Origin of the sequence: Acinetobacter sp. YH12108 (genome assembly GCF_013419055.1) — a bacterium.
Taxonomy (GTDB): domain Bacteria; phylum Pseudomonadota; class Gammaproteobacteria; order Pseudomonadales; family Moraxellaceae; genus Acinetobacter.
In genome coordinates, this window is sequence record NZ_VPAW01000016.1 from 21,848 (window position 1) to 46,980 (window position 25,133).

Consider the following 25,133-nt stretch of genomic DNA (forward strand, 5'->3'; position numbering starts at 1 on the left):
TTTTCAAAACTTTAAAAACTTATTTTTTCTCTAAAATGCGTGCTGGATTGCCAACTACTGTCACGCCTGGTGGCACACTTTTAGTTACTACTGCGCCCATTCCCACCACAGCGCCCTTACCAATCACCAAAGGTCGGTCTGGTATGCCTTGCTTAATAACAGCACCTGCACCAATATAAGCATGATCTTGAATATGAATATTGCCGTTGCATTTTACTCCAGGAGCAAAAGTAACATAGTCGCCAATTACACAATCATGTTCTACATAGCTATATAAATTAGCGTGGAAACACTTCCCAATTTTGATATTAGAAGTAATCGTAACAAATGGGCTTAATGCGGCACCTGCGGCAATTTCAACCTCATCCATCAGCACTACATTATCTGCCTGAACCGTCCATAGCTCAATTGCATCTTGTTCAAGTTTTTTAGCTATTTTTTCACGGATCTGACTATTGGCAATCGCAATGAGAACTGTCTTTTTATCCGCCTTTAAAGCTTTAAAGGCTGCATAATTTAAGGCTGTATGCCCATTAACCGTCATTTCTTCGATCAAGCTATCATCAATAAAATAGATTTCGGCATTTATATTCTGACGCTGTAATTGCTGGCGAGCCACAGGCATCAAGCTTCGGCCACACCCAGATGCACCATAAATTGCATAGACTTCAATCATGATGATGATCCGTCTTAGTGCCAGTAAATTTTGTCATTGTCACTTCACCAGCTTCATTAATATCATCTTTAGCAATAACTTTTTTTACTGTCTTCAGCATAATTTTAAAATCAAGCCAAATTGATTGATTTTCAACATACCAGGTATCCAGCTTGAATTTTTCTTCCCAGCCAATGGCATTGCGGCCATTGACCTGCGCGTGACCGGTCATGCCCGGACGGACATTATGGCGTTTGGCCTGTTCGGGGCTGTAAAGTGGCAGGTATTCCATCAGCAGGGGGCGTGGACCGACAATACTCATATCGCCTTTAATCACGTTCCATAATTCCGGCATTTCATCCAGACTGGTAGAACGCAGCATTTGGCCAAAAGGTGTTAAACGCTCATTGTCCGGCAATGGCTTACCCTGCTCGTCCACAGCATCTTTCATGGTGCGGAATTTGATCATTTCAAATGGCTTACCATTTAAACCTGGACGCACTTGACGAAATAATACCGGCGAACCTAAATTTTTTTTCACTTTATGTGCCACATAAAAATACAACGGTGACAGTAAAATCAGGGCAATGGAGGCAATAATAATATCGAGGAGGCGTTTTAGCATGGTCTTATCCTTGTGCAACCCAATCAGAAAATTTTTGTGAAAGTTCCTGACGGTTAAACTGAGAACGAGCTAAATTCTGTGCATTTTCTCCCATGACAACAAGCTCATCACGATGATCTGCCGCATATTCCAACGCATCGGCAAAAGCTTGAGGATTTTCAGGTGGCACAGCAAAACCACAATGTTTTTGTTGAATTAATTCCGCTAACCAGCCAGGATAGTTATTCAACACAGGCAAACCAGCTGCAATATAATCAAAGAACTTGTTTGGAGAAGTACCATAATAAAATGCAGGGACATTTGCTAAAATCTGTAAACCAATATCTGCACTTGCCATTAAACCAGCAAGTTTAGTTTTATTTACGGGATCATGAAAAACAATATTAGCTAATTTCAGTTGCTGAGCACGCGCCACTAAAGGTTTCTTCTGCATACCATCTCCAACCAAAACTAATTTTATATCATCTCTACCTCTTTTCTGTAGCTCGACAGCAACATCAATTACAGCATCCAAGCCATTTGCCAAGCCATGTGTTCCCGTAAAAATTGCCATTAAATCAGTATTTTTTACCTGCTCAGGACGCCAAGCCTGTTGTTCTTGGGCAAAAATATCTAAATCACAACCATTTGGAATAGAGGCCACTTTTTTTGGATCAATACCACGTTTGACAATACCTTCCACAATACCAGGCGAAAGACCGACCAAACGGTCAGCCGAACGGTATGAAATCCATTCAAGAACTGACATCATCCATAAGACAACCGGATTTTTAATGACTCCCATCGCTTTAGGCAGTTCGGGCCATAAATCACGGACTTCAAATACAAAGGGCTTGCGTCTAAGCCATTTTGCAAAAATGCCAGGAATACCTGCAGTGAGCGGTGTGGTCGTGGCAAACAGCACATCATATTTTTCGGTCAAGGCTACTTTGATCGATTTGAAAGCAAAACTAAGAAAAATCAAAATCCGCTTTAAAAAACTTAGGCTGTTCGAGTAAGGTAATTCAAATTCAATAATATCAATGCCATCTACATTTCCTTTACGCACGCCTTTATCAAAGGGCTGTGTTAAGCCAGTCTGGCCAGCGCCAAAGGAGCCGCATACCATCGTTACTTGATGACCATTGCGAATCAGCGACTGCGCCATAGCATAGGAGCGGATACCTGCTGATCCTTTGGGAGTAGAAAAGTGCTGATGGAAATATAGAATTTTCATGAGATCTCTTTAATGACCGTAGTTATTGTTGAGGAATGCTTCACCTTCACTTCTAACACCGGCAAAACAGTCTTTTGATAGTAGTAACGAGACTCAAATCCAGAGGAAAGTGTAATTTCAGCCTCAGTATTTGCTTTAATTTCGATTGAAATTCTGCCATTGGAAAGTGTGCCGCCGTTCAGCTCCCATGAGCCAGGCTGCAGACGCCAGCGTAAAACAGCCGATTCTTTAAATCCCGACACGCTGTCTATAACAATAATTTCTTTATGATGCAGACTGACCTGCCTTTGATGCTGGCATCCCCAAAAATCGGCATATCCGCAGGAAAATTTATCTTCTGAATATGCTAAGTTTGATGGCTTCAGCCATGCGCCAAATAAAAAGCGGCTTAATCTTGGCATTTGCAAATGCCCGTCAAACTGAACAGTATTGTGGCTGGCAGGTCCGCTAAAATAATCTAGATCTTCAGCAGTAGAATTATAACTATATGTACCGCCGTCTCTAAGTATATTTTGGCCATTGCACCACACATCCAAATGCAAAGCATCACATTGGCTAGGCCTGAATTTGAATACCGGCAGTTTAAAAGCAATAAAAAAATTATCATGCTCAGCGGAAATTAAACCGCTGGACTTAAAAAATTTATTTTTATTCGGCGAAACAAAAGCGGGCTGATATGTTTTATCTAAACCAAAGAATGTTAAGGGCTGATCATAGCTGCCTGCTTCTGTATAATAGCTCTGCCCAGCAAATAAAGTACTTGCCAGCTGCACACTCGGCCTGAAATCACGATAGTCTGTATTCGAAACAGGGAGCAATTTTGCGCCATCATTAGCGCCTAAATTTGGCACATCGCCATTTTCCTGTGTCAAGACAAACAGCCAATCGGCAGCTTTATGCAATTGACTGTACATAGAAGCGGAAAACTCAGGCAGTTTAAGTTTTCTTCTGATAATTTCACTTAAACAGTAAGAATCCAGCATTACACGGTGGTAATTGATTGAATACTGACTGAACCCTCCATCAGCCATAATCAGCTTAGACGCACGGTTTTCTAGCCATTTACGCCCCATCTTTGCCCATTTTGTATATTGCTTGGATGGAATTAAGCTATTCAGTAAAGATCCACCGATAAATAAGGCAGCCGCTTCTGAAGTTCCATGATTATTATCTTGTGCAATCGCATAATCAATCGTAGGAGCAATTCGCTTTAAATGAATTTCTATAAGTGCCAGCACATTCTGCGATGGTGACTTCAATTGATCCAAACCAATTAACGCGCTGATCAAATGCATTATACGGATAGAGGCTTCCTGACCACATTTCCAATTGGGGCCGAGGTATGCAGAATTATTCTCACACCAGTTATTCAACCATTGATCAAGCTGAACCAATTCAGCATGGTCATGACTTTCATGATGTTTTAAAACAAAGTGAAGCAGCCAGTCAAAACGGGATGCCTCCCAGATGCCTTTAATATCCCCTACATTGGCATCAAAGTCAGGGATTTCAAACCAGGATTTTGCAGTATGGGCAAAATTAGCCTCTGTTAAAGGGCTATAAAACCAATTGGGATACTGACCTATGGTATAAGACTTCCAGCCAAAAGCTGTAAGCTGATATGAAGGCTCAAACACTGTTTCTTGCTGTTGAGGGTGTGCAAAAAAAGAGCCTGAAGGCATCTGTGCAGCAATTTTCTGCACAGGGTTTAAACCAGTTTTAACACCAGCACGATACTTAAATACTCTGAATAAATTTAAGAGCCCTAGGCTTAAAGCTGTTTGAGCTTTCACTTTTACACTCATGCTTGCGACCGTAAAATTTCCGTTGCCTGAATTGTAATTCGAGCCACTTCAAAAATTTCATCCGCTGGGATAGGAGCCTCTTTACCGTCACGAATACTCGCAACAAAAGCAGCTGCACATGCATCTTGCCCTTTATCTTGACGCCATAGATTCATTTTACTAAATCCAGGCCAGCCAAAGCCTTTAAGCTTTCTGAAATTATCCAGCTGCAGTACGCGCCCTGCTGTAAATACCTCTACACGCTCTTTAGGGAAATTTGAAGCGCCATTCGCCAAATAGAAAATAGTGCCAAACGAACCATCTTCAAAACCTAAAGTAATAGAAGCTTTATCTTCTAATACTTGAACTGCATCTGTATCACCCATGCGGCGCGCCTGTACAGAAACAATTTTTGAGCCAGCCAAGAAACGCATTAAGTCGATAAAGTGGCATGCTTCACCAATAATTCGTCCGCCGCCAACAGTATTATCCTGAGTCCAGTGATCTGCAGGAATCGCACCAGCATTCATCGTCATAATAAAGCTTTTGGGTTCTTTCACACTGTTCAATAATGACTTCATTTTTTGAACTTGCGGTGCAAAACGGCGATTAAACCCAACCATTACACGTGAAAACTGATCTTTTTCAATATTTCTGTTATAAACTTGCTCAATTTTCTCAATTTCTGCAATCGTCAGTGCAATCGGTTTTTCTACAAAAACATTCTTATTCGCGGCTAAAGCTTTTTCAACAAAATAAGCATGGCTATTATGGCGTGTTGCAATAGCAACTGTATTAATATCTTTATTATTTAACAATGCGTCAATATCAGTAGAAGCTTCAGCAAACCCAGCTTTTTCGCCATGAATAACACCATTAATTCCGCCTGATGTCACAATTGTATGCAGCTGTGATGAGGCTTTTTTAAAGGCGGGGATCAGTATGCGTGAAGCATAGTTTCCTGCACCAATGAAACCAACTACGGCATTTTTTGGTTCAATATGAATTGGATTTAAAATGACATGCTTTTCTAATCTCGTTTCAACTGGCGAGTTATATTGCAGCAAAATGCCTAGACCAGACTTATCTTGCGTCAATACATCATATGCTTGCGGCGCATCTTCAAATTTGAATCGGTGGGTAATTAAAGGTTCAAGATTTAAAGTCCCTGCAGACATCATATCCAGTACAGCAACGAAGTTGCGCTGTTCTGTCCAGCGCACAAAACCTAAAGGATAATCCTGACCCTTTTCTTCATAGGTAGCATCATAACGTCCTGGGCCATATGAACAAGAAACTTGGAAACTGAGTTCTTTTTCATAGAAGTCTGCACGATTTAACTCTAAACCTGTTACACCAACTAAAATAATACGTCCGCGTTTGCGACTCATACGTGCGGCTTGTGTAACAGGATCACTCACTTTAGTTGATGCAGTAATAATGACACCATCTACCCCTGCACCACGGCTAAATGCTAAACCTGCAGCAACAGGGTCTTCACCTTTGGCAGGGTTACAGACTTCTGCACCAAACTGCTTAGCCAATTCGAGTTTGCTTTGGTCAAAGTCAATCGCCAGTACACGGCAGCCATTTGCTCTTAACATTTGAATGGTGAGCAAACCAATTAAGCCTGCACCTGTAACCACAAAGCTTTCACCTATAGTTGGTTGGGCCAAGCGAATACCTTGCAAGCCAATACTGGCAACAACTGTAAAAGAAGCTGCTTCATCAGTTACATTGTCGGGTATTTTTGCACAGAGGTTTTTTGGTACTTTGACCATGTCTGCATGCGGACCATTTGAAACGACACGATCACCGACTTTAAAGTCTTCTATCCCTAATCCAACCTCATGAACTACACCTACATTACAATAGCCAAGTGGTAAGGGTTGTGCCAGTTTAGACTTTACTGCGTCATAAGTAGTAAGCAGCCCATCTGTCTGGACTTTCTCAAGTACCATTTTTACTTTTTCTGGTTGTTGGCGAGCTTTGTCTAACATAGAAGCTTTACCAAAGCCGACCAACATTCGCTCTGTGCCCGCTGAAATAAGCGAAGTAGTGGTAGAAATAAGTAAATGCCCTTTAGAGCACTGTGGTACTGGTGCTTCTGTTACGGTTGTACCGCCTTTTGCCATATCCTGAAGGATTTGTTTCATTTATTAATCCTATTTAAAATTGCTTTAAATTTACCAGTTGAGGATTTCTGGATAGAGTCTGGATATTTAAAAATCAAGCTCATTTCTGCAGAAATATACTCTTTGAATAAATCTGAAACTTTTCTTTCAAAGTCAGTCCTTTCACCCAAACCTGAGAGGACTGCATTAAATATAACTTCACCATATTTTTCTTGAACAATCTGGACTTCTAATGCTTCAAAAGTATCTCTAAATAGATACCCACAACGCATCACACGGCGTCCATCAGGTGTAATAAGATAGTCATCCTGACGTCCTTCAACTGACAATATAACCTGGCTCTCTCTTCCACATGCACACTTAAAGTTTGGTGGGGCAAAAATAGCAATATCTCCAGTATTATAACGAATTAAAGGCATAGCTTTATTATAAAAAGCCGTTCCAATTAATCTTCCTTTAATTGAACCGTCACTTAGAATCTCTTGGTCAGCTAATTCAATATGACAAAACTCGAAGTCTTCGTGATAAAAACCATGTTCACATTTGGAAAAATTACAATTTCCTTCAGTTAGACCATATTGATCAGTTATAGTTGCATTCGTCCATTTATTTATAGAATCTGCTTGATAGTCTAATAAATTTTCCGCGCCACAAAATATAACATCAGGTTTATTCTTTAACACTAATCCTTTTGAAAGTGCTAATCTTGATAAATCAGATATAATACTAGGGTAACCTGAATAAAATTTTGGGTGAATAGAGTTAAGAAAATCTACTATAACTTCTATATTTTGTTCATTTATATGCTTAGAACTGATAAGATATTGTTTTTGGAAAGCATTATATCTCCAATAAGGAGGCTCCTTTTGACTTTCACTGACAATAGGTTTTCCGGTAAAGTTTACACTTATATCTTTAAAGTTTATGGAAAATCTATTTCTATGACGAATCCAAATAGCCCATTGCATAGCTATACTTTCTTTATCCTTACAGATAGTTAATGCCTTACCTGTCGTACCACTCGTACTATAAATTTGATTATTCTCATTTACTAAAGTTTTCATATCAAATTTTAGAATATCTTCCTTATTTAAAATCGGAAAATCTTTTAAAATTTGGAAAGGATTATTGAGTATAGCTGTTTCAGAAATAGATGAAAATTTATCTCTATAAAATGGATGGTTAGTGCAGCCTAATAAAATATCTTTTAATTTATTTTCCTTATAAATCTTAATATTATCAAGACTATAATACTGTGACTCATTAAGAAATTTTAATTTTCGATCAAAATCTTTATTAAAACGAACTTTAGACTCTTTATAGCCATAAAGTGTACAAAGAAAATTTTGAATAAATATAGGAGAATTAATATAAAAATTATAAAACTTCATATTACTTTAAATCCTTAAGAGTTAATTAAAGATAAAATTAATTTTTTTTGTTTTTCCCACTTTTCCTCAGGTGAAATATATTGATTCAAAAGTTGATTTTCTGAACATTTTAATAGTTGTTCTTGTAAAGGTAAATCATTAAGGACATTAAAAATTTTATTAGCAATATCTTCGGGAGAAAATGGATTAAAAAATACAGCTGCATCCCCACATAACTCACGAGCAAAATCTAGATCAGATGTAAATAATAATTTTTTACTGATAAATGTTTCAGGGTATACAGCAGAAGATACTTCTGCAATGGTAGGTAAAATAACACAATCATTTTTTTTATATATTTCACTAATTACATTATTTCTAACGGGGCCATAAGTATTAAAATATTCCTGTACATTCTTGTGTTCAGCTAAAGTGAGAATTTTACTCCATGCTGATGAATCTTTAGCAAGAAGAAAATTAAAGGTAATATAAAGAGAATATTTTTCTTTAAGTATGTATGCTACATCTACTAATCTTTCCAAGTTTTTGTGAGGATAATATGCAGTAGGAACAAAAAAATCATATTTGTTTTTCTTGTTTATTAATTTAAGATCCTCATTCATATTAAATTTATTATTAAAACTATTCTCTACTACAAAAATTTTATTTTCATCAATATTAAATTTACTTTTAACTAATGATTTAAAGGTATTAGTCTCTACTACAACATAATCAAAGTTATTTCTGATTTGAAATTTCCTTAAAAAATGCAATAAATTAATTCTTAATTTTTTCATAAGATTATTTGCATGTAACTTATTTACAGTTTCGCCGTACACCATTAAAGGCAATGCAAAACCTTGAATACTTTTTGCCTTAGGTTTCCAGTATGAAGGACCAAAAACAATAAACACAAGGTCAGGTTTAAATTTTTTTTCAAGTTCACTGAGTTCTTTTCCTTGCTTAAATTTAAAGAAACTTGAAGCATTTGGAAAAACATAATAATTGGTTTTAGGTTTTAAGTTAACATCAATCTGCTCATCGACTTGAGGAGAAACAATAATTAAAAGATTATCTATAAATTTATCTTTTAAAATATTATTAATAAAGTTAACCGCTACTTGAACACCTCCACCTACTGATTGAAGTGTAGCATCTACCATTAATTTCATAGATTAACCTCTATTAAGTCTAGGATATTTAATTACTAAAAACTTATAAAAATAGTAAAAAATTAAACCAAAAATTAAAATATAAATTGATTTTGAATAACCTACTTGAAGTGAACCTCTCATCCCTACAAAAATAAAAATAGTTATTGAAGCTAAATATATAGAAAACAACCTTAGTGATAACGTTGCAAATAAACTATTCAAAGAACTTAAAATCAATCCTAAAAAAAATGCAAATAGTAAAGATAACCATCCAAGGTCTACGAATAACCACCCATACATTGTTGGGTGAATTGTACCAAAAGTCCAACCAAATCTATCAAATGCAAGCATAGAGGGTATATCTACAATAGAAAAATCCCTAACCCCTAGTAAAAAAGATGGTACTAAACCTGTGGAAATTAAAAATATTGTAGCTTTACCTGTAGTTAATGAATAATAATACTCAGTATTTTGAAATATATAATAAAGTACACTAGTAGCAGAATCTCGAGAAAATAGAATATCAAACAAATTAAATCCTTTATCACCATTTGCTACATATCTTACAAATCTCATTAAAAAAATTGATACTAATCCAATTAATAACAAATTAATTAGATTACTAATTTTTTTTCCCATTGAAGCAAAATAAATAAATATTACTCCAATAGCAGGAGCTAAATAGGGTCTTTCAGAAAGAACAAAAGATATAAATATAGTAGGAAATAAATTAACAAGAGCTATTTTTTTCTTTCCTGATAATGCTAATGTCAGAGAAGCTGAAGTAAATAGGCATATTAGTAAGGAACTTATCTGATAAAAAATATTAGATTCTTTCTCAAAATTAGTAGCAAACCATTGACCTTTAAAATTTAAGAGAAGAACAATTAGTGAGATATAATTAAATATAACCATCATATATTCAAACTGATGATTATTAGGAATCTTAAATTCCTTTTTCGAATTATTTACTAGCTTAGTACCTATAAATAAAAAAAGATTAACGAGAAAAATAAAACTGGACATATATAACATATCTGTATTATTAAAATCATACACATGATTAATATCTTGTAATTGTAAATATAACTCCAATTCATTATCTTTATCTAATTTTAAAGAAACCACGTCAATTAACAAAGGGAGGCCAACAAAAAATATAGAGCACCCCCAAAATAATATTACAATACTATTTTTTCTATATTCTAATAAGAATGCATAAAAACTTAAGATCAAGTTAATAATTGAAAAAAATAACATTTTAACTTACCAAATCTTTAATTAAAGAAAACATATTTATAGATTCATAATACTCATTACTTTTTTCTTCTAAGTCTTTAATATTCAAATTTGATACTTTATCTATAATTATCTCTACTTCCAGATCGATACAAATTCCTGCTCCCTTTAAGCTTGAATCATTTAAACCTAAACAATTATTTGCTATAAATGGAATACCAAATCCTGAGTATTCCCAAACTTTATTTGGTGCACAATATAGGTTATTTAGGTTTACTAAATCATAACTCATTATACCTATATTGGCATAGCTAGTTAATTCAAGATGATAAGGGGGGGTAAAGTTACCTAAATAAAAAATATTATTTGAGGTATTTAATAATTTATCTACATACCCATGATCAAGGCCTAATAGCCAGAAATCATAATCTTCAAGACTTTTCATAGCTTCAGCAATTGGCATTAAGTTTCTATCAGAACTAATGTGTCCTTGATAAATAATAATAGGTTTATTCCGCCAGTATTTTTCAATAGCATTTTTAGTTTGAACTGTTGTTGGTTCTAAATACTTTTTTCTTGGATGATTTAATGGCTTATTAGGTAATATAAATGGTCTTTTCTTTAATTTTAACCAAACTTGTAATATACCTGCACGATTTGGTTCGGGTACTACTACCTTATAAGCTTTTTGAGCAATAAGTTTTATTGATTCTAACTTTCTAGGATAGGTATCATATAACTCATGTAACTGAAGAATATATTTATTTGTATTAAGAAAATTTAAACCTTTACAAGCTTGTGCTGTATCTAGCGAGGCAATCCAAACTAAATCATCCTCTTTTAATTTCTCTGTAAAAGTTTTTTGGACAAATTTTCTAAAAAAATAATAATTGGATATTTTTTTAGCTACTCCCACTTTATGTGTCTGAGTAATAATAAACTCTTCAAAAAGTGGGTGATTTATTTCTGTTTCTTTAGTAGAGACTAATTTCACATTATATTCTTCAGTGTTCAATAAACAATCAATCACTGTCATTACAGGGGGTAGTGTTATAAGATGAGATCTTAAAACAACCCAAATAGTTTTATTTTTTTGCATAATTTAACACCTTATAACTTAAACTTTGCACTATACTTAAAGTCAGGTAGGCTATGAAAAATGCCCACGATAATGCTGCTGAAATTTTATATGTAGAAAAAATAAATGTAACCCCGAGCAATACAACTGCCCAAATTATATTCATATAAAACCCAAACCAAGCTTTTCCAACTGAAGGCCAATAACTAGCAAAAACTGCATTTAAGCTAAACAGTATAATTGTACCTAGCATAATATAATAATTGTTTACTAGATCTACAGAATGATCATTAACAATTAAGAAAAATATTTTTTGGAAGACGAATAAACAGAAAGCCACTACTAGAGAAAATAAAAAATTATTCTTCGCTATTTTCAAGAAATTTGTTTGATCATTTTCATTTCTACTTGAAAATTTTGAAATAAAATAACCATTCAATGCATTAGGAATAAAGATTGCGACCAAGTAGATTTGATATACTATATTAAAATATGCTAATTTCTCCAATCCATCATCTTGCATAGTTACTATTTTAAATGCCAAACCTATAACTGGAGCTACTAACAAACCTGACAAAATTACAGGAATTGAAAGCCCTTTAAATTTCTTATATATTTTTACTTTTTCATCAATATTATCAGATTTAATCTTTAATAATTTTGTTTTATTAACAGAGTGAAAATTAATCAAAAATAATAAAGACCTATATGCTAATAGACTAAGCAATACACCTATGACTTTAAGCTCAATAATTAGATACAAAGAGATAGGGAGAAAAATCAAAAAACTAGCAAAATTATTTAAAAAAATTCTTTTAAAATCCTTAAACCCGACTAAAACTGCTTCACTAATTGAATTTAATGAGCTAAATAGTGAGAAAAGGAATATAAAAGAAAAAATCTGCCATGTAGGAATTTTATTAATATTATCTAAATAGAATGTATAAATAAAACCCGCCATAATGACAGAAAATAAAAAGGAAAAGAAATAATTATATTTTACAAATAAAGAAGTAAAGCTAGAAAAACCTTCACGTGAAACCACACTATTCACGGCAACTGAAGCACCCATTCCAGAAACAGCACCAATTGTTGCTGTCATAGCCAGAAGTAAAGATATTACCCCATAATCTTCAGGTAATAATAACCGAAAGCTAACTATATTGATCAACAATATAATCATCTTTGAGGCAATATTTGCCCCAAGAGAAAAGAAAATATTATTCATTCGTATTAAATACCTACGGTATTTAAAATATACTCACTTGTTCTTGTCATATTTTTAAATTTACGGTGTGCTACTAAAATCAAATGAATATCTGCTTGAGAGCAATTATTAAAATCAATTAACCTTACATTTGAAGGTAGCTCTGATGGCAAGCTCTGAATATTGGGTTCAATAGCTAAAATATTTAAGCCTTGTTCAGCTAATTGTTTGGTAATTTCTAAAGCTGGACTTTCACGCAAGTCATCAATATCCGGTTTAAAAGCTAAGCCATAACAAGCTACAGTTACATCTTTAATGGTTTTTTCAGGGTTCGCCTGTAAAAACTCTGCAATCTTTATTTTCACTTGATCAATCACCCATTCAGGTTTACTGTCATTCACTTCACGTGCAGTACGAATTAAACGTGCTTGTTCTGGTGTTTTAGACACAATAAACCATGGATCAACCGCAATACAGTGCCCGCCTACTCCAGGACCTGGCTGTAAAATATTGACTCGCGGGTGACGATTCGCAAGCTGAATCAACTCCCATACATTTATATCTAACTTGTCACAAATAATAGAAAGCTCATTAGCAAAGGCAATATTGACGTCACGGAATGAATTCTCTGTCAATTTGCACATTTCTGCAGTACGAGCATTGGTTTCAATACATGCACCTTTTACAAAAACCTTGTATAAATCAATTGCCGCTTGCGAACAGCGCGGGGTCATTCCTCCCACAATACGATCATTACTAATTAGCTCTTGCAATACCTTGCCAGGTAATACACGCTCTGGGCAGTGAGCAATTAGAATATCCGCCTGTTCACCAACCTGCTGAGGGAAAGTCAAATCTGGACGAGCCTCACTCAGCCATGCCGCCATTTGTTCAGTTGCACCTACAGGCGAAGTAGATTCTAAAATAACTAAATTCCCTTTCACCAACTGTGATGCAAGCGCTTTCGCTGCAGATTCAATATATTTTAAGTCTGGTTCATGGTTATCTTTAAAAGGGGTCGGTACAGCTACAATATAAGCATCTGCAGCAACAGGGCTTAATTGTGCAGAAAGCTTTTGTTGTGCAACAACGTCACGCACTAAAGCATCTAGGTCTGGTTCTACAATATGAACCTTGCCCTGATTAATCAAATCTACCGCATGTGGGTTAACATCTACACCTGTAACTTTTACCCCATGCGCAGCAAAGGTAGCCGCAGTTGGTAAACCGATATAACCTAAACCAATGACACAAATATGTTTGAACTTCTGCATTTTTTACTCAATTTATTTATTTAAAGCACGAATAATTTGTTGACTCGCTGTACCATCACCATACGGGTTGTGCGCTGCCGCCATCGTTTGGTACAAGTCTGTATTTTCTAATAGCTCAATCACAGACTGTTGTATAAGTGCTGCATCTGTGCCTACAAGTTTGACTGTTCCTGCCTCTACCGCTTCTGGGCGCTCGGTTGTATCTCTCATCACCAATACTGGCTTACCCAAAGAAGGGGCTTCTTCCTGAATACCGCCAGAGTCGGTTAAAATCAAATAACTGTGGTTCATTAAATACACAAAAGGTAAGTAGTCTTGCGGTGCTATCAAATAAATATTAGAAATACCCGATAGCAATTCATTCACAGGCGTTTGTACATTCGGGTTTAAGTGTACAGGGTACACAATTTGCACATCAGGATACTGTTTTGCAATATTTGCCAAAGCTGAACAGATATTTAGAAAGCCTTGACCAAAGTTCTCACGACGATGTCCTGTGACTAAAATCAGTTTTTTAGTAGAATCCAAGAAATCGAATTGCTGTTCAAATTGAGAAATAATCTCTTGATCATTTTCAACTTTTTCTTTTACAGTTAATAACGCATCAATAACTGTGTTACCTGTAATCGTAATATTTTCAGGGCTAATATTTTCTTTAATTAAATTATTATAAGAAGACTGTGTAGGCGCAAAATGATAGTTTGCTAAAGCGCCTGTAAGTTTGCGGTTCGCTTCCTCAGGCCACGGAGAATAAATATCCCCTGTGCGCAGTCCTGCCTCAACATGGCCGATTTTAATTTTATGATAATATGCAGCCAAAGACGCCGCAAAAGTTGTAGCCGTATCGCCATGCACCAATACAACGTCTGGAAGCCAATCTTTAAAAACCTGCTCCAAACCTTTCAAAACACCGGAAGTAATATCAGAAAGGGTTTGGCCGGGTTTCATCAAATTTAAATCGAAATCCGGGATAAGATCAAAAAGTTCTAGTACCTGATCTAACATTTGCCTATGTTGACCTGTCACACAAACTTTTGTTTCAAAGCAACTATCTTGTTGTTTTAATTGCAGTGCTAACGGCGCCATTTTAATAGCTTCTGGTCTTGTACCAAATACTAGCAATACCTTTTTTTTCACTTTACCTGCCTTTTTAATGAATATGATCTGGCCACTTCGGAGTACCTTATTTAAACTCTTGACTAGGCTTACCAAAATCACTCTTTAATAATCTTAAAATGCTTAATCTCACTTTACTGCTTACTGAGTCCGCATGTTTCGGCACGAATAGTATCAGAAAACAATAAAATTTCTATTATGATTTGTGCTCAAATAACTTAAATTATAAAGTAATGTATATTTTTTGTGAAAATTTGGTATTTTATTTAATACAATTATTATCTGTTATAAACCTAATTTTTCCCTTTAAAAAAACTGATAATAAGTTACAAATTGTTATGTATATAACTGGTAACTTCGGTAGAATAACTCCAATTTGAATGAATCTAAAAATTAATATTTAGGAAAGCCTGTGCGACACTTTCGATTAGCTGTTTTATTGGCATGTGGTATTACCACTACAGGGTGTGCAATCACCTCTGGTCTACAAACAAATGACTTACCTAGTGAGGGTGTTTATCAAACTGATCTAGGCACTACAGTAAATGTCATTAAGATAGATCAAGAATCAATTATGGCTGCTCAGCCTGCTGTACATAATATTCAACAAGAATATACTCATCTTTTTAGTACATCGCACCGCAGCTATCAGTTGAGTCCGGGTGATATTTTATCTATCTATTTATGGGCTTATCCAGAACTTACCTCTGCAAGTAATATTACGAGTGATCAGTCTGCACAAGCGAATGGCTTCCAGATCGATTCAGATGGCTATATTCATTTTCCAATTATTGGACGCTATCAAGCTTCAGGAAAATCAGTAGCCCAGGTCAATCGTGAATTACGTAGTCAGTTATCACGTTACTTAAAGACTCCAGATGTCATCGTTCGGGTATTATCATATCAAGGTAAAAGATATTCGGTTCAGGGCAATGTTGTAAAAGGTGGACAGTTTTATCTCAATGATCAACCTGTGAGTGTTTATACAGCATTAGGAATGGCAGGTGGTATCAATCCTGAGCAAGGTGATAATACTTCTATTACATTAGTTCGTGAAGGACGTTCCTATAGTTTAAATACCTTAGAATTAGAAAAAGCAGGATTCTCTCTACATAATTTATTAATACAGCCTAATGACACCCTATATGTCAATAATCGTGAGAATCAAAAAATTTACGTTATGGGTGAGTCAGGTAAAAACCAGTCACTACCTATACGTGACCAAGGCATGAGTCTTAGCGATGTAATTGGGGAAAGCTTGGGATTAAATCCACTTTCTGCTAGTCGCAGCAAAATCTATGTAGTACGAAGTAATATAAATTCTCCAATGACAGAAATATATCATATGGATCTCAGTAATATTGGGGACTTTGGCCTAGCAAATCAGTTTAAAATGCGTAGCAATGATATTGTTTATGTAGATGCTTCAGGTCTTGCACGCTGGCAACGTGTAGTTAACCAGGTTATTCCTTTCTCAAATGCATTGTATAATTTAGATCGTTTGGGGAACTAATGAAAATTAACAATATTTTAGTGGTTTGTATTGGCAATATTTGTCGTAGCCCAATGGCAGAATATTTTTTAAAACAGGAATATCCTCATTTAAATATTGAATCTGCAGGTATTTCTGGTTTAATTGGCCATGCAGCTGATGAAAAAGCGAGTCTGTGTATGCAACGCTTTGGAATTGATATGAGTCCTCATGTTGCAAAAAAACTGAATGCAGAACTCATTAAAAAAGCCGACCTGATATTAGTTATGAGCCAAAATCAGCAAAAACATATAGAACAAACCTGGCCTTTTGCTAAAGGTAAAACCTTTAGACTGGGGCATTGGCAAAGTAAAAATATTGCCGATCCTTATCAGCATGATCAAACAGTCTTTGATGAAACTTGTAGATTGATTCAAGACTGCATTACCGACTGGAAAAAATATATTTAAGTTTTTTAATATTTTCACTTTTTGATATTTAAATTATGAGCCAAACTGCCAATACCGAAGATACTATTGATCTGAAGGAATTATTTTTTTCCTTAATTGCTCAATGGAAACTGATCACGATCTGCATATTATTAAGTTTAATTGCAGCTTTATTATATCTAAGGATCACTCCAGATACCTATAACGTAGATGCCCTGGTACAAGTAGAAGATAATAAAGGTGCATCAGCAGCTTTATTAGGTGATCTTTCTAATATGATTGAGCAAAAATCTCCTGCTCAAGCTGAAATCGAGATTTTAAAATCGCGTCTTGTGCTTGGTTCAGTGATTAACCAGTTAAACTTGGACCTTGTAATTTCTGGTACTGAAGATTCGATCTGGAATCGATTATTAAAAAATCATAATTATGATATCCAATATACGACAAAATCAGTACTCTTCAAAGATAATGAGCAAAGTTTTGATGTAAGACAGTTTGATATTCCGAACTATTTTAAAAATAAAAATCTGTTATTAAGTTTCGATCATAATAAATATAATCTAACTGATGCCGAAACAAATGAAATTATATTTACTGCTCCTTTAAACCAAGCCAGTCAAATTCAATCAAGATATGGTCTTTGGAAAGTCGCCATTTATAGTAAAGATCCCTTAGATTCTACTTATAATATTAAAAAGCTGACTTTGCCTGCGGCAGTGCAACGCATACTTAATAATTATTCAGTGGCTGAAAAAGGTAAAATGACGGGTGTACTTGGATTAAATTATCAGGGCCAAGATAAACAGCATATTACTCAAGTATTGAATGCCATCTTAACAGCCTATAGCCAGCAAAATATTGAACGTCGTTCAGCTGAATCTGCCCAAACATTGAAGTTTCTAGATGAACAACTCCCTGAGTTGAGCCAACAGCTAGATCAGGTAGAACGTGAATTTAACCAGTTCCGTCAACAATATAATACTGTGGACTTAACTAAAGAATCAGAACTGTATTTGACTCAGAGTATCGCTCTAGAAACACAAAAAGCCGAACTTGAACTTAAAGTTGCTGAAGCTTCTGCACGTTATACTGAAGAACATCCAGTAATGGAACAAATGAATGCTCAACTTGGTGCAATTAATAGCAAAATTGCAGCATTGGGTAATACTTTAAAGCAGCTTCCTGATTTACAGCGTCGTTACTTACAACTTTATCGCGAGGTTGAAGTTAAACAACAGTTATATACCGGATTACTTAATACTTATCAGCAGCTTCGCATCGCTAAAGCCGGTGAAATTGGTAATGTCCGTATTGTTGATACTGCTGTAGAACCTATTGAACCGATTAAACCAAAAAAATTACAGATTATAATTCTATCTATTTTCTTAGGCGTTTTTTTAGGAACATTACTTGCTTTATTACGCAATATGATGCGTTCAGGTATTAAGGATTCAGCACAAATTGAAAGAGAGCTAGATCTGCCTGTATATGCAACAGTTCCGCGGTCTCCTATTCAAGAAAGTCGTATCAATTTACTGAAAAAGAAAAAGAGCATCCCTATTCTTGCGGTTAAGGATAGTAGTGATATTGCAATTGAAAGCTTACGCAGTATGCGTACTGCAATCCATTTTGCTTTGAGTAATGCCAAAAATAATATTATTGCACTTTCGGGTCCGGCCCCTGAAATTGGTAAATCATTTATTACTACCAATCTAGCAACTATTTTGGCTCAAAGCGGAAGCCGCGTATTAGTGATTGATGGTGATTTACGTCGTGGTTATTTAAATAAATATTTTAATAAAGAAGTACAACCAGGGTTATCTGAATTATTAAATCATCAAAATAGTTATGAAGATGTAGTTCAAAACTCACAGGTTGATAATTTATTCTTTGTTACTCGAGGTAAAAGTCCAGTAAATCCATCTGAATTACTGAGTACAGATAAGTTTAAAGTTTTTCTTGACCAAGCTTCTGCTAGTTTTGATTACGTATTGATTGATACACCACCAGTATTAGCTGTGACCGATGGTATCATCATTGCACAGTATGCTGGTGTAAATCTATTAATTGCACGTCATGGTAAAACACAAATTAAAGAGCTTGAGATTACTGTCACTCGTTTTGAACAGGCTAATGTGAAAGTTAATGGTGTTATTCTGAATGATGTACAAAAAGGACCAGGTAATGGTTATGGGTACGGATATAACTATGCGTATGCTTATAAGGCTTCAAAAGATGGTGATTAAGATAAATTTAATTTATAGCAATTAAATTTGTCTTAAATATAAAGATAACCTCATTGTTATCATAAAGCTTCAAACTAAGGTAGAGTAATCAAATTAGTTTGAAGCTTTTTATATTTATCCTACTATGAAGTTAGTTATAGTCTTATAATGACTGATAAAATTAAAAATAATTATTTAATATAACCCGAATCCTGCTTAAGCCGATGACTTCATAATTTGAATTGTTGGCTTATTTTTATGGATCAGTTGATATGCACACAAGGACGCGTAAATCCCTCCTAGAAATCCATGAACACTACGTGCTTTGCTTGTCACTAAATTGTACTAACCTTTCAATAAACTGAATAAAGTCTCTATCTTATTGCGCTGTTTTAAGTGATATTTATCTGACTCAGAAAGTTGTATAGCCTGCATATTTTTTCGATGATAGGTAATTAAATCAATACCTTGCTCTTTCAACCTACTCTTCAGTTCTTGACTAATATAGCCACGATCTCCATACAACTTTGCTTCCATCTTTTGAACGAGTCTCTCAACCATTTTGATATCAGCCAAATGTCCATTGGATAAAGCAGAACAAGCAATTTCACCAAATTGATTCATCACAATATGTAATTTACAGCCATAAAACCAGCCCATTGAGCTTCTACCACGTGATGCAATTTGGACTAATGATTTATGGCGTTGAATACGTTGATTTTTACAAACTGGCAGAGTTGTTGAATCAATCCATAAATATTGTGTACCTTGGCCTTTCATTAGCGCCACATGTAAAGCGTGTAGAGCTAATTGATGTCTATTAATCAGATGAATCATCCGTTGGTAACAGGGTAAGCTTTTAAATAAATGATTTTTATCCTGTTTCAACCATGTGAAAAATGCTTTGAAATTAGTGAAATGAGAACATTTATACCAGATCGCGATAAAAGTGATTTCTGAGATACTCAAGTGAGCGGTTCGGACTCTGGAGAAACGACGACTTTGTTTAAGGAAATTCCAGTAGGTTGCTTCAAATTTAAGAAAGAAATCATCAATTACGCAAAATAATTCGGTACTATTAAACATCGGGACTAGAGTTTTAAGTTTTGTGTGGTAACTCAACTGATGGCTCTAGTCCTCTTATTTTTCAAGTCAATTTTTTATCCGCGATTCGGGTTAATATAAGATTATTTACTTACTTCAATAAATTCAAATACTAACCTTAATTCTAAACGATCAAAATTTAACTATCTATTTTTATATTATTAATATCATTAGCATCTTATTTAGATATTAAATTATTAATAAACTCTATTTTAAATCAATAATTTTTATTAGATAAGTTTTTATCAGCTTCCTTGCTTATTTTTTATATAGAAAAAATTTAAATATACAACTATTATAAAATTTTTTTAACCATTAAATATAAATAGTAAAAACATTTAATATTGAGATTAATATCTTTTATCCAGAAATAATTAAAAACCCTTATTAAAATACTAAGATAAAATTAAAAGTAGTAAAAGATATCTTCTAGAAAACAATTAGAAGAAAGTAGAAATATTTTCTAGTAAAAATGAACTTTATTAAATTATTTCACTTCTTTTGCACGTAAATGATTCTCGTTGACCTCCTTTCTACAAAATCGTGCAGCACCAACTTCTTGATCTGGCGCATTAATTCCTTCTTGATTAAACATCACCTTAGCTGTTTTAAACATAATTTTAAAATCTAGCCAAATGTTATTTTGCTCAACATATTGAACATCTAAGTCGAATTTTTCTTCCCAAGATAAGTTATTACGCCCACTGACTTGGGCAAGCCCTGTCATGCCGGGTTTTACCTCATGTCTTCGCATTTGTTCAGCCGTATAATGTTCTAGAAATTCTTTCATTTGAGGTCTAGGCCCAACAATACTCATATCACCTTTTAAGACATTTATAAGCTGAGGCATTTCGTCCAAGCTGGTAGAACGTAGTTTTTGACCGAATGGTGTAATTCGAAATTTATCTGGTAAAGGATTACCATCCTGATCGAATGCATTTCTCATAGACCGAAACTTAATCATTTTAAAGAGCTTTCCATTTTTACCAGGTCGTTCTTGATAAAAGAAAATTGGGGAGCCTAGATTTCTACGTACTTTATAAGCAATGATGATAAAAACTGGCAATAATATAAATATAGCAGCAAGCGAAATAATAATATCGATTAATCGCTTAGCAACTTTTATATCACTCCTAAAAAGGTCACTACTAGAATATAGATGAGGAAAAGATGTTAAAGAATTTTTTAAAATTAGATCTTTCTTCCCTCGATAATACCAAGATTTTTTTTTCTCTAGCTTAGCCACTTTATTTATCCGTGGAGAAAATTGAATGATTTGGTTCTTATACCCTTCTTTCTCTATAAGATTTTTTTTTAAGAAAATATTATCTTTTTCAATAAATAAAGATTTACGTGTTGTAATAGAGCTTTTTACAAAGTTTTCGATCTTATTTTTTTCTTGTTGTAGATCCATTAATAAACACCTCACTATGTCTATCTACGCATCATATCAATTGTATTTTTATTAAAGTAGAGAGACTATTGTTAGCCAAGTTCATATTTTAGTTTTTTAGAAATATTATTATTATTTTTATTAAAATATATATTTAACTAAATTTAGTTAAATTTCACCTAATAAAAAACTTAAGTTTATATTTTCTCTATAAATATTAGCCACTTATATTAAATTAAAATAAATAATTTATAATTACACTAGATCAGTTAATAATGAAATATATTTCATTATTAAGGTAAATAATTTTTTAAAATATAGCAAATCTCACACTAAATAAAATGTGACAAAATGTAATTTATTTATAAATAATGAGTCTTATATCACAATAAAATACTATTTTAAGCTTATAATTAAATATATTTCTAATTAATTATACAATCAAGATAACGTTATTTTTATTCTATTGAGACCGTCTTAAATATATAAAACCAGATAAGATAAAAAAATTTAAGAAAACTAGAAATCCACCTCTAGCTAATAAGGAGGTGGAGTAATTCAAGTTAAAATTAGGTGATCATAAATCTATACTATAATAATCATGTACAATCCCACGTGCACCAAATCTTTCTTTTTGATCAATCAATCCTATATTTAAGTATTTCCCTTCATTTTCATTAGAAGTTCCGAAATCAAATATTTTGGCATTTTTCTTACTTTTTTCTATTAAATGATCAATGAGATAATCTAATACCTTTTTCTCCCTACCTTTATCATTGCTAGCCAAATATTGAGTATGAACTACTCTTTCAGTTTCAAAAGTCACTGCTCCTGCCACAATATTTCCATCAAGACAACATTTATATGCTCTTATATTATTAGGGAAACGACTTTTTAATAAATCTATTTCATCTTCATTATGTACAGGTTGTTGGTTATGATGCTGACGCAGTACTTCCCGGATTACTCCCCAAACCATACTAGGTTGATCTACTTCCTCACAGCTAACCCCATTTTTTTTGAGCTTATTGACTGATCTTCTTTTACTTTCTGAGTATGAATATTCTTCATTTAGAGCAATAGAAACACTAATATCTCGTCGGTAAAGCTTGGCATCATTTCGAAATAAAGCGTATAAGTCTTCTTGAGCAGGATAATTATGATAAATAACAGGAATGCATTTATATATAATCTTATCAATATTTTTTTGTTTTAAATAAATTTTTAATAAATTAAATAATTCTAGCATGTCAGCGGCATGAATATCTCTATTAATTAAAAAACCGCCAAAAGTTAAACCTTGATGACTATAAAAAATATTATCTTTAATATTTCCAGGCAATAAGGCTACAATTTTCCCTTTTTCATTTTTAAATATCAATGAGAAATCCTCAAATCGATCAGCATGATATTCCATAAAATCACGATTAAACATAAAATGATAATTTTTACATTTTAATAAAAATTCATTCCATATTATTTTATCTGAAGTTTCATATTTATGTATTTGAAAACCTAAGTCTTCTTTCATTATAGTACCCATATCTATATCCTAGTTATTATTTTTAAATCAAATATAATTTTTCTATTTATTAAAAAAATACTATTACTTTTTTTAAAGCCCATTAATGCCCATCATTTGTAATAGTCTATGGTTTATATGATCCGCATTAAAATTCTTTCTAGCATAGAGAAATCCTTGATAGCCCATTTTATTTATTTGTTCAGGATGTTCTATAAAATAAGTCATTTTCTCTACCAATGCAGCCACATCCCATTTAGGAATTAGGAAACCTGTCAACCCATCGACTACAGTCTCATTGCAGCCTGGAACATCAGTAGTGATTACTGGGCGTCCTACAGCCATTGCTTCTTGTGTACTACGGGGCACCCCCTCTCGATAATAAGACGGCAATACAAAAACCGCGCTATTACGTAGCCTTTGATCTACATCAGTCACAAAACCATTATATTCGATAATACCTGTTTGTATTAGCTGATCTAATTCAGTTTGCTTTAAGCCAGTTGGATTTTCAGGATCTAATCCACCAATAATTTTAAACACAACTTCAGGATATTTTCTTTTTACTATTCTTGCTGCTTCTATATATTCAAATATTCCCTTTTCAGCGATCAATCTGGCTATAAATATAAATGATATATTTTCCTGATTATTCCATTTTGTATAAGCATAATCTTGTAAATTAAGACCAATTGGTCCCAAGACTTCGATCGCATTTTTTTTATGTGGCAAATTATAATGATGGACTAAATCCTTAGGATCATCATGATTTAAAAAAATAATTTTATCTAGATATGGAAATGCAAGCCGATATAGTGACACCTGCACAAAACGTATGAATTTAGCCTTTAAGCTTTGGCCATATTTATGAATAGTAAAAGGTGATCCTAGTCCTTCAATCATGCCATAAATATAAGGCACTTTAATTTTATAGGCAGCTAGCGTTGCATAGATAACAGGCTTAGTTGAATAGGAAAATACAATATCAGGTTGAATTTCTTTTATTTTTTTAGCCAGCTGATAAGTTGAACGTAGATCAGCCAAGGGATTCAGCCCTCCTCGACTAAGCTGATATGTCACTAAGGTGACTCCTAAATCTTGAATTTTGGCCAACCATTCATTTGTATATTCAGATACAAAGGCATAAACATGATAATTCTGTGCCAGACAAGACAAAATAAAATCTTTTCGAAAACCGTAAAGATTAGAGGCAGTCGTTCCAATGATGATAATTTTTTTAGAGATCATGGCTTTATACGCTCTATGAGTTCTAATTGTGCAGCATAAAAATTTTTATCAGAGTCAGAGACTGATGTAACTCTACACTTATGTAGTATCTGCATTAAGTTCAAAAAATTTAGTACTTTTACAATAATTTTTTTAATTTCAAACTTTAAAACAATCTTATTTTTTTCAAGATCGGAAATAGTACTATTATAATATTTATTGATTACTCCGATCTGGGTATTATAACCACGGATCATTTTTTCTTTTTTTACATTTTCAACTTCTCTATAAAAATATAAAGGTTCCTGTAAAACGACGTAATTAAAATCATTTTTTATCGCAGCTGAAAGCCATAGTTCATAATCTTCAGCTAAGCAATTATCGACTTGGTACGGGTTTCTTTTACACCACTCCTTTCGGGCAAGTAATGAAGGATGCAGTATATTAGTAACACCTTGCAAAATTTCTTTGGGTTGCATTTGATGATTAGAATAGATTCTCTTTCCTAAAATTTCATTCTTGTCTCCAATTGAATATAAGCTGGTGACTACGACATCAATATCTGGATTTTCATTTAGTACTTTAATCTGTTTTTCAAGACGATCCACTGCCATTAAATCATCAGCATCCATACGTGCAATAAAATCATACTTTGCTTCATTGATAATCTGATTTAAGCGGTAGGGTAATCTTCTATTATGCCCATCAGCTATGATACGGATTCTCGGATCATTAAATGAGCGGGCAATCTCTAAAGATCGGTCTGTTGACCCATCATCTACCAGAATTAATTCCCAATTTTGAAAAGTTTGCGCTAATACCGATTTAATGGCATCTTCTAAATATTTTTCAGCATTAAAAAATGGTATTCCTATAGAAATATACATAT

The 25,133-nt window shown here is 33.8% G+C and carries 19 protein-coding genes and 1 pseudogene; 3 read left to right on the forward strand and 17 right to left on the reverse strand.

Annotated features, from left to right (window positions below):
- Window positions 1–19: 19 nt before the first annotated feature.
- From FTU46_RS11100 to wecB, 12 genes are read right to left on the reverse strand one after another with little or no spacing between them, the layout of a single operon-like run.
- Window positions 20–676, reverse strand: a complete 657-nt coding sequence (locus FTU46_RS11100; RefSeq protein WP_180104987.1) for an acetyltransferase — start codon at window positions 674–676, stop codon at window positions 20–22.
- The gene (locus FTU46_RS11105) at window positions 669–1,280 is read right to left on the reverse strand and encodes a sugar transferase (RefSeq protein ID WP_180104988.1); all 612 of its coding nucleotides are present in this window, start codon (window positions 1,278–1,280) and stop codon (window positions 669–671) included. Before FTU46_RS11105 ends, FTU46_RS11100 begins: the two co-directional genes overlap by 8 nt.
- A 4-nt stretch (window positions 1,281–1,284) precedes the next feature.
- A complete protein-coding gene (locus FTU46_RS11110; protein WP_180104989.1) occupies window positions 1,285–2,496 on the reverse strand; it encodes a glycosyltransferase family 4 protein in 1,212 nt (403 codons plus the stop codon).
- Window positions 2,493–4,301, reverse strand: a complete 1,809-nt coding sequence (locus FTU46_RS11115) for a heparinase II/III family protein (RefSeq protein WP_180104990.1) — start codon at window positions 4,299–4,301, stop codon at window positions 2,493–2,495. The genes FTU46_RS11110 and FTU46_RS11115 overlap by 4 nt, the downstream gene beginning before the upstream one ends.
- Window positions 4,298–6,436 (reverse strand): bi-domain-containing oxidoreductase, encoded by a 2,139-nt coding sequence (locus FTU46_RS11120; protein ID WP_180104991.1) that lies wholly within the window; start codon window positions 6,434–6,436, stop codon window positions 4,298–4,300. Before FTU46_RS11120 ends, FTU46_RS11115 begins: the two co-directional genes overlap by 4 nt.
- Window positions 6,433–7,806 carry a phenylacetate--CoA ligase family protein gene (locus FTU46_RS11125; RefSeq protein ID WP_180104992.1) on the reverse strand — a complete coding sequence of 458 codons (1,374 nt, stop codon included), beginning with the start codon at window positions 7,804–7,806 and terminating at the stop codon, window positions 6,433–6,435. Before FTU46_RS11125 ends, FTU46_RS11120 begins: the two co-directional genes overlap by 4 nt.
- Before the next feature lie 14 nt (window positions 7,807–7,820).
- Entirely contained in the window at window positions 7,821–8,957 is a 1,137-nt protein-coding gene (locus FTU46_RS11130) for a glycosyltransferase (RefSeq protein ID WP_180104993.1), read from the reverse strand.
- A gap of 3 nt (window positions 8,958–8,960) precedes the next feature.
- The gene (locus FTU46_RS11135) at window positions 8,961–10,199 is read right to left on the reverse strand and encodes a hypothetical protein (protein ID WP_180104994.1); all 1,239 of its coding nucleotides are present in this window, start codon (window positions 10,197–10,199) and stop codon (window positions 8,961–8,963) included.
- Between the two features lies 1 nt (window position 10,200).
- Window positions 10,201–11,277 carry a hypothetical protein gene (locus FTU46_RS11140; RefSeq protein ID WP_180104995.1) on the reverse strand — a complete coding sequence of 359 codons (1,077 nt, stop codon included), beginning with the start codon at window positions 11,275–11,277 and terminating at the stop codon, window positions 10,201–10,203.
- Window positions 11,264–12,484 carry a hypothetical protein gene (locus FTU46_RS11145; RefSeq protein ID WP_180104996.1) on the reverse strand — a complete coding sequence of 407 codons (1,221 nt, stop codon included), beginning with the start codon at window positions 12,482–12,484 and terminating at the stop codon, window positions 11,264–11,266. Before FTU46_RS11145 ends, FTU46_RS11140 begins: the two co-directional genes overlap by 14 nt.
- A gap of 5 nt (window positions 12,485–12,489) precedes the next feature.
- Window positions 12,490–13,737: a UDP-N-acetyl-D-mannosamine dehydrogenase gene (gene wecC, locus FTU46_RS11150; RefSeq protein WP_180104997.1), complete on the reverse strand. Its 1,248-nt coding sequence runs from the start codon at window positions 13,735–13,737 to the stop codon at window positions 12,490–12,492.
- Between the two features lie 12 nt (window positions 13,738–13,749).
- A complete protein-coding gene (gene wecB, locus FTU46_RS11155) occupies window positions 13,750–14,874 on the reverse strand; it encodes a non-hydrolyzing UDP-N-acetylglucosamine 2-epimerase (RefSeq protein ID WP_180104998.1) in 1,125 nt (374 codons plus the stop codon).
- A gap of 391 nt (window positions 14,875–15,265) precedes the next feature.
- On the opposite strand from wecB, the gene FTU46_RS11160 reads away from it, so the two are divergent.
- The 3 genes from FTU46_RS11160 to FTU46_RS11170 are packed head-to-tail and all read left to right on the forward strand — an operon-like array spanning window position 15,266 to window position 19,019.
- Window positions 15,266–16,366, forward strand: coding sequence for a polysaccharide biosynthesis/export family protein (locus FTU46_RS11160; protein WP_180104999.1), 1,101 nt, complete (start codon window positions 15,266–15,268; stop codon window positions 16,364–16,366).
- Window positions 16,366–16,794 (forward strand): low molecular weight protein-tyrosine-phosphatase, encoded by a 429-nt coding sequence (locus FTU46_RS11165; RefSeq protein ID WP_034706709.1) that lies wholly within the window; start codon window positions 16,366–16,368, stop codon window positions 16,792–16,794. Before FTU46_RS11160 ends, FTU46_RS11165 begins: the two co-directional genes overlap by 1 nt.
- A gap of 35 nt (window positions 16,795–16,829) precedes the next feature.
- Window positions 16,830–19,019, forward strand: a complete 2,190-nt coding sequence (locus tag FTU46_RS11170) for a polysaccharide biosynthesis tyrosine autokinase (RefSeq protein WP_180105000.1) — start codon at window positions 16,830–16,832, stop codon at window positions 19,017–19,019.
- A gap of 195 nt (window positions 19,020–19,214) precedes the next feature.
- On the opposite strand, the pseudogene FTU46_RS11175 reads toward FTU46_RS11170, so the two are convergent.
- From FTU46_RS11175 to FTU46_RS11195, 5 genes and pseudogenes are all read right to left on the reverse strand, one after another.
- Window positions 19,215–20,084 (reverse strand): annotated as a pseudogene (locus tag FTU46_RS11175) (IS982 family transposase).
- A 505-nt stretch (window positions 20,085–20,589) separates the two neighbouring features.
- On the reverse strand, window positions 20,590–21,228 hold the full coding sequence (locus FTU46_RS11180; protein ID WP_180105014.1) for a sugar transferase: 639 nt from the start codon (window positions 21,226–21,228) through the stop codon (window positions 20,590–20,592).
- 844 nt (window positions 21,229–22,072) lie between these two features.
- Window positions 22,073–23,038: a GNAT family N-acetyltransferase gene (locus tag FTU46_RS11185; RefSeq protein ID WP_257224650.1), complete on the reverse strand. Its 966-nt coding sequence runs from the start codon at window positions 23,036–23,038 to the stop codon at window positions 22,073–22,075.
- 72 nt (window positions 23,039–23,110) lie between these two features.
- The gene (locus tag FTU46_RS11190) at window positions 23,111–24,265 is read right to left on the reverse strand and encodes a glycosyltransferase family 4 protein (protein WP_180105001.1); all 1,155 of its coding nucleotides are present in this window, start codon (window positions 24,263–24,265) and stop codon (window positions 23,111–23,113) included.
- Window positions 24,262–25,131, reverse strand: a complete 870-nt coding sequence (locus FTU46_RS11195; RefSeq protein ID WP_180002624.1) for a glycosyltransferase family 2 protein — start codon at window positions 25,129–25,131, stop codon at window positions 24,262–24,264. Before FTU46_RS11195 ends, FTU46_RS11190 begins: the two co-directional genes overlap by 4 nt.
- Window positions 25,132–25,133 lie beyond the last annotated feature (2 nt).

What these genes read in the sequence shown, in the direction of transcription:
- FTU46_RS11100 (WP_180104987.1), bottom strand. Translation starts at nt 676, where the DNA reads ATGATTGAAGTCTATGCAATTTATGGTGCATCTGGGTGTGGCCGAAGC.
- FTU46_RS11105 (WP_180104988.1), bottom strand. Translation starts at nt 1,280, where the DNA reads ATGCTAAAACGCCTCCTCGATATTATTATTGCCTCCATTGCCCTGATT.
- FTU46_RS11110 (WP_180104989.1), bottom strand. Translation starts at nt 2,496, where the DNA reads ATGAAAATTCTATATTTCCATCAGCACTTTTCTACTCCCAAAGGATCA.
- FTU46_RS11115 (WP_180104990.1), bottom strand. Translation starts at nt 4,301, where the DNA reads ATGAGTGTAAAAGTGAAAGCTCAAACAGCTTTAAGCCTAGGGCTCTTA.
- FTU46_RS11120 (WP_180104991.1), bottom strand. Translation starts at nt 6,436, where the DNA reads ATGAAACAAATCCTTCAGGATATGGCAAAAGGCGGTACAACCGTAACA.
- FTU46_RS11125 (WP_180104992.1), bottom strand. Translation starts at nt 7,806, where the DNA reads ATGAAGTTTTATAATTTTTATATTAATTCTCCTATATTTATTCAAAAT.
- FTU46_RS11130 (WP_180104993.1), bottom strand. Translation starts at nt 8,957, where the DNA reads ATGAAATTAATGGTAGATGCTACACTTCAATCAGTAGGTGGAGGTGTT.
- FTU46_RS11135 (WP_180104994.1), bottom strand. Translation starts at nt 10,199, where the DNA reads ATGTTATTTTTTTCAATTATTAACTTGATCTTAAGTTTTTATGCATTC.
- FTU46_RS11140 (WP_180104995.1), bottom strand. Translation starts at nt 11,277, where the DNA reads ATGCAAAAAAATAAAACTATTTGGGTTGTTTTAAGATCTCATCTTATA.
- FTU46_RS11145 (WP_180104996.1), bottom strand. Translation starts at nt 12,484, where the DNA reads ATGAATAATATTTTCTTTTCTCTTGGGGCAAATATTGCCTCAAAGATG.
- wecC (WP_180104997.1), bottom strand. Translation starts at nt 13,737, where the DNA reads ATGCAGAAGTTCAAACATATTTGTGTCATTGGTTTAGGTTATATCGGT.
- FTU46_RS11165 (WP_034706709.1), top strand. Translation starts at nt 16,366, where the DNA reads ATGAAAATTAACAATATTTTAGTGGTTTGTATTGGCAATATTTGTCGT.
- FTU46_RS11170 (WP_180105000.1), top strand. Translation starts at nt 16,830, where the DNA reads ATGAGCCAAACTGCCAATACCGAAGATACTATTGATCTGAAGGAATTA.
- FTU46_RS11185 (WP_257224650.1), bottom strand. Translation starts at nt 23,038, where the DNA reads ATGGGTACTATAATGAAAGAAGACTTAGGTTTTCAAATACATAAATAT.
- FTU46_RS11190 (WP_180105001.1), bottom strand. Translation starts at nt 24,265, where the DNA reads ATGATCTCTAAAAAAATTATCATCATTGGAACGACTGCCTCTAATCTT.
- FTU46_RS11195 (WP_180002624.1), bottom strand. Translation starts at nt 25,131, where the DNA reads ATGTATATTTCTATAGGAATACCATTTTTTAATGCTGAAAAATATTTA.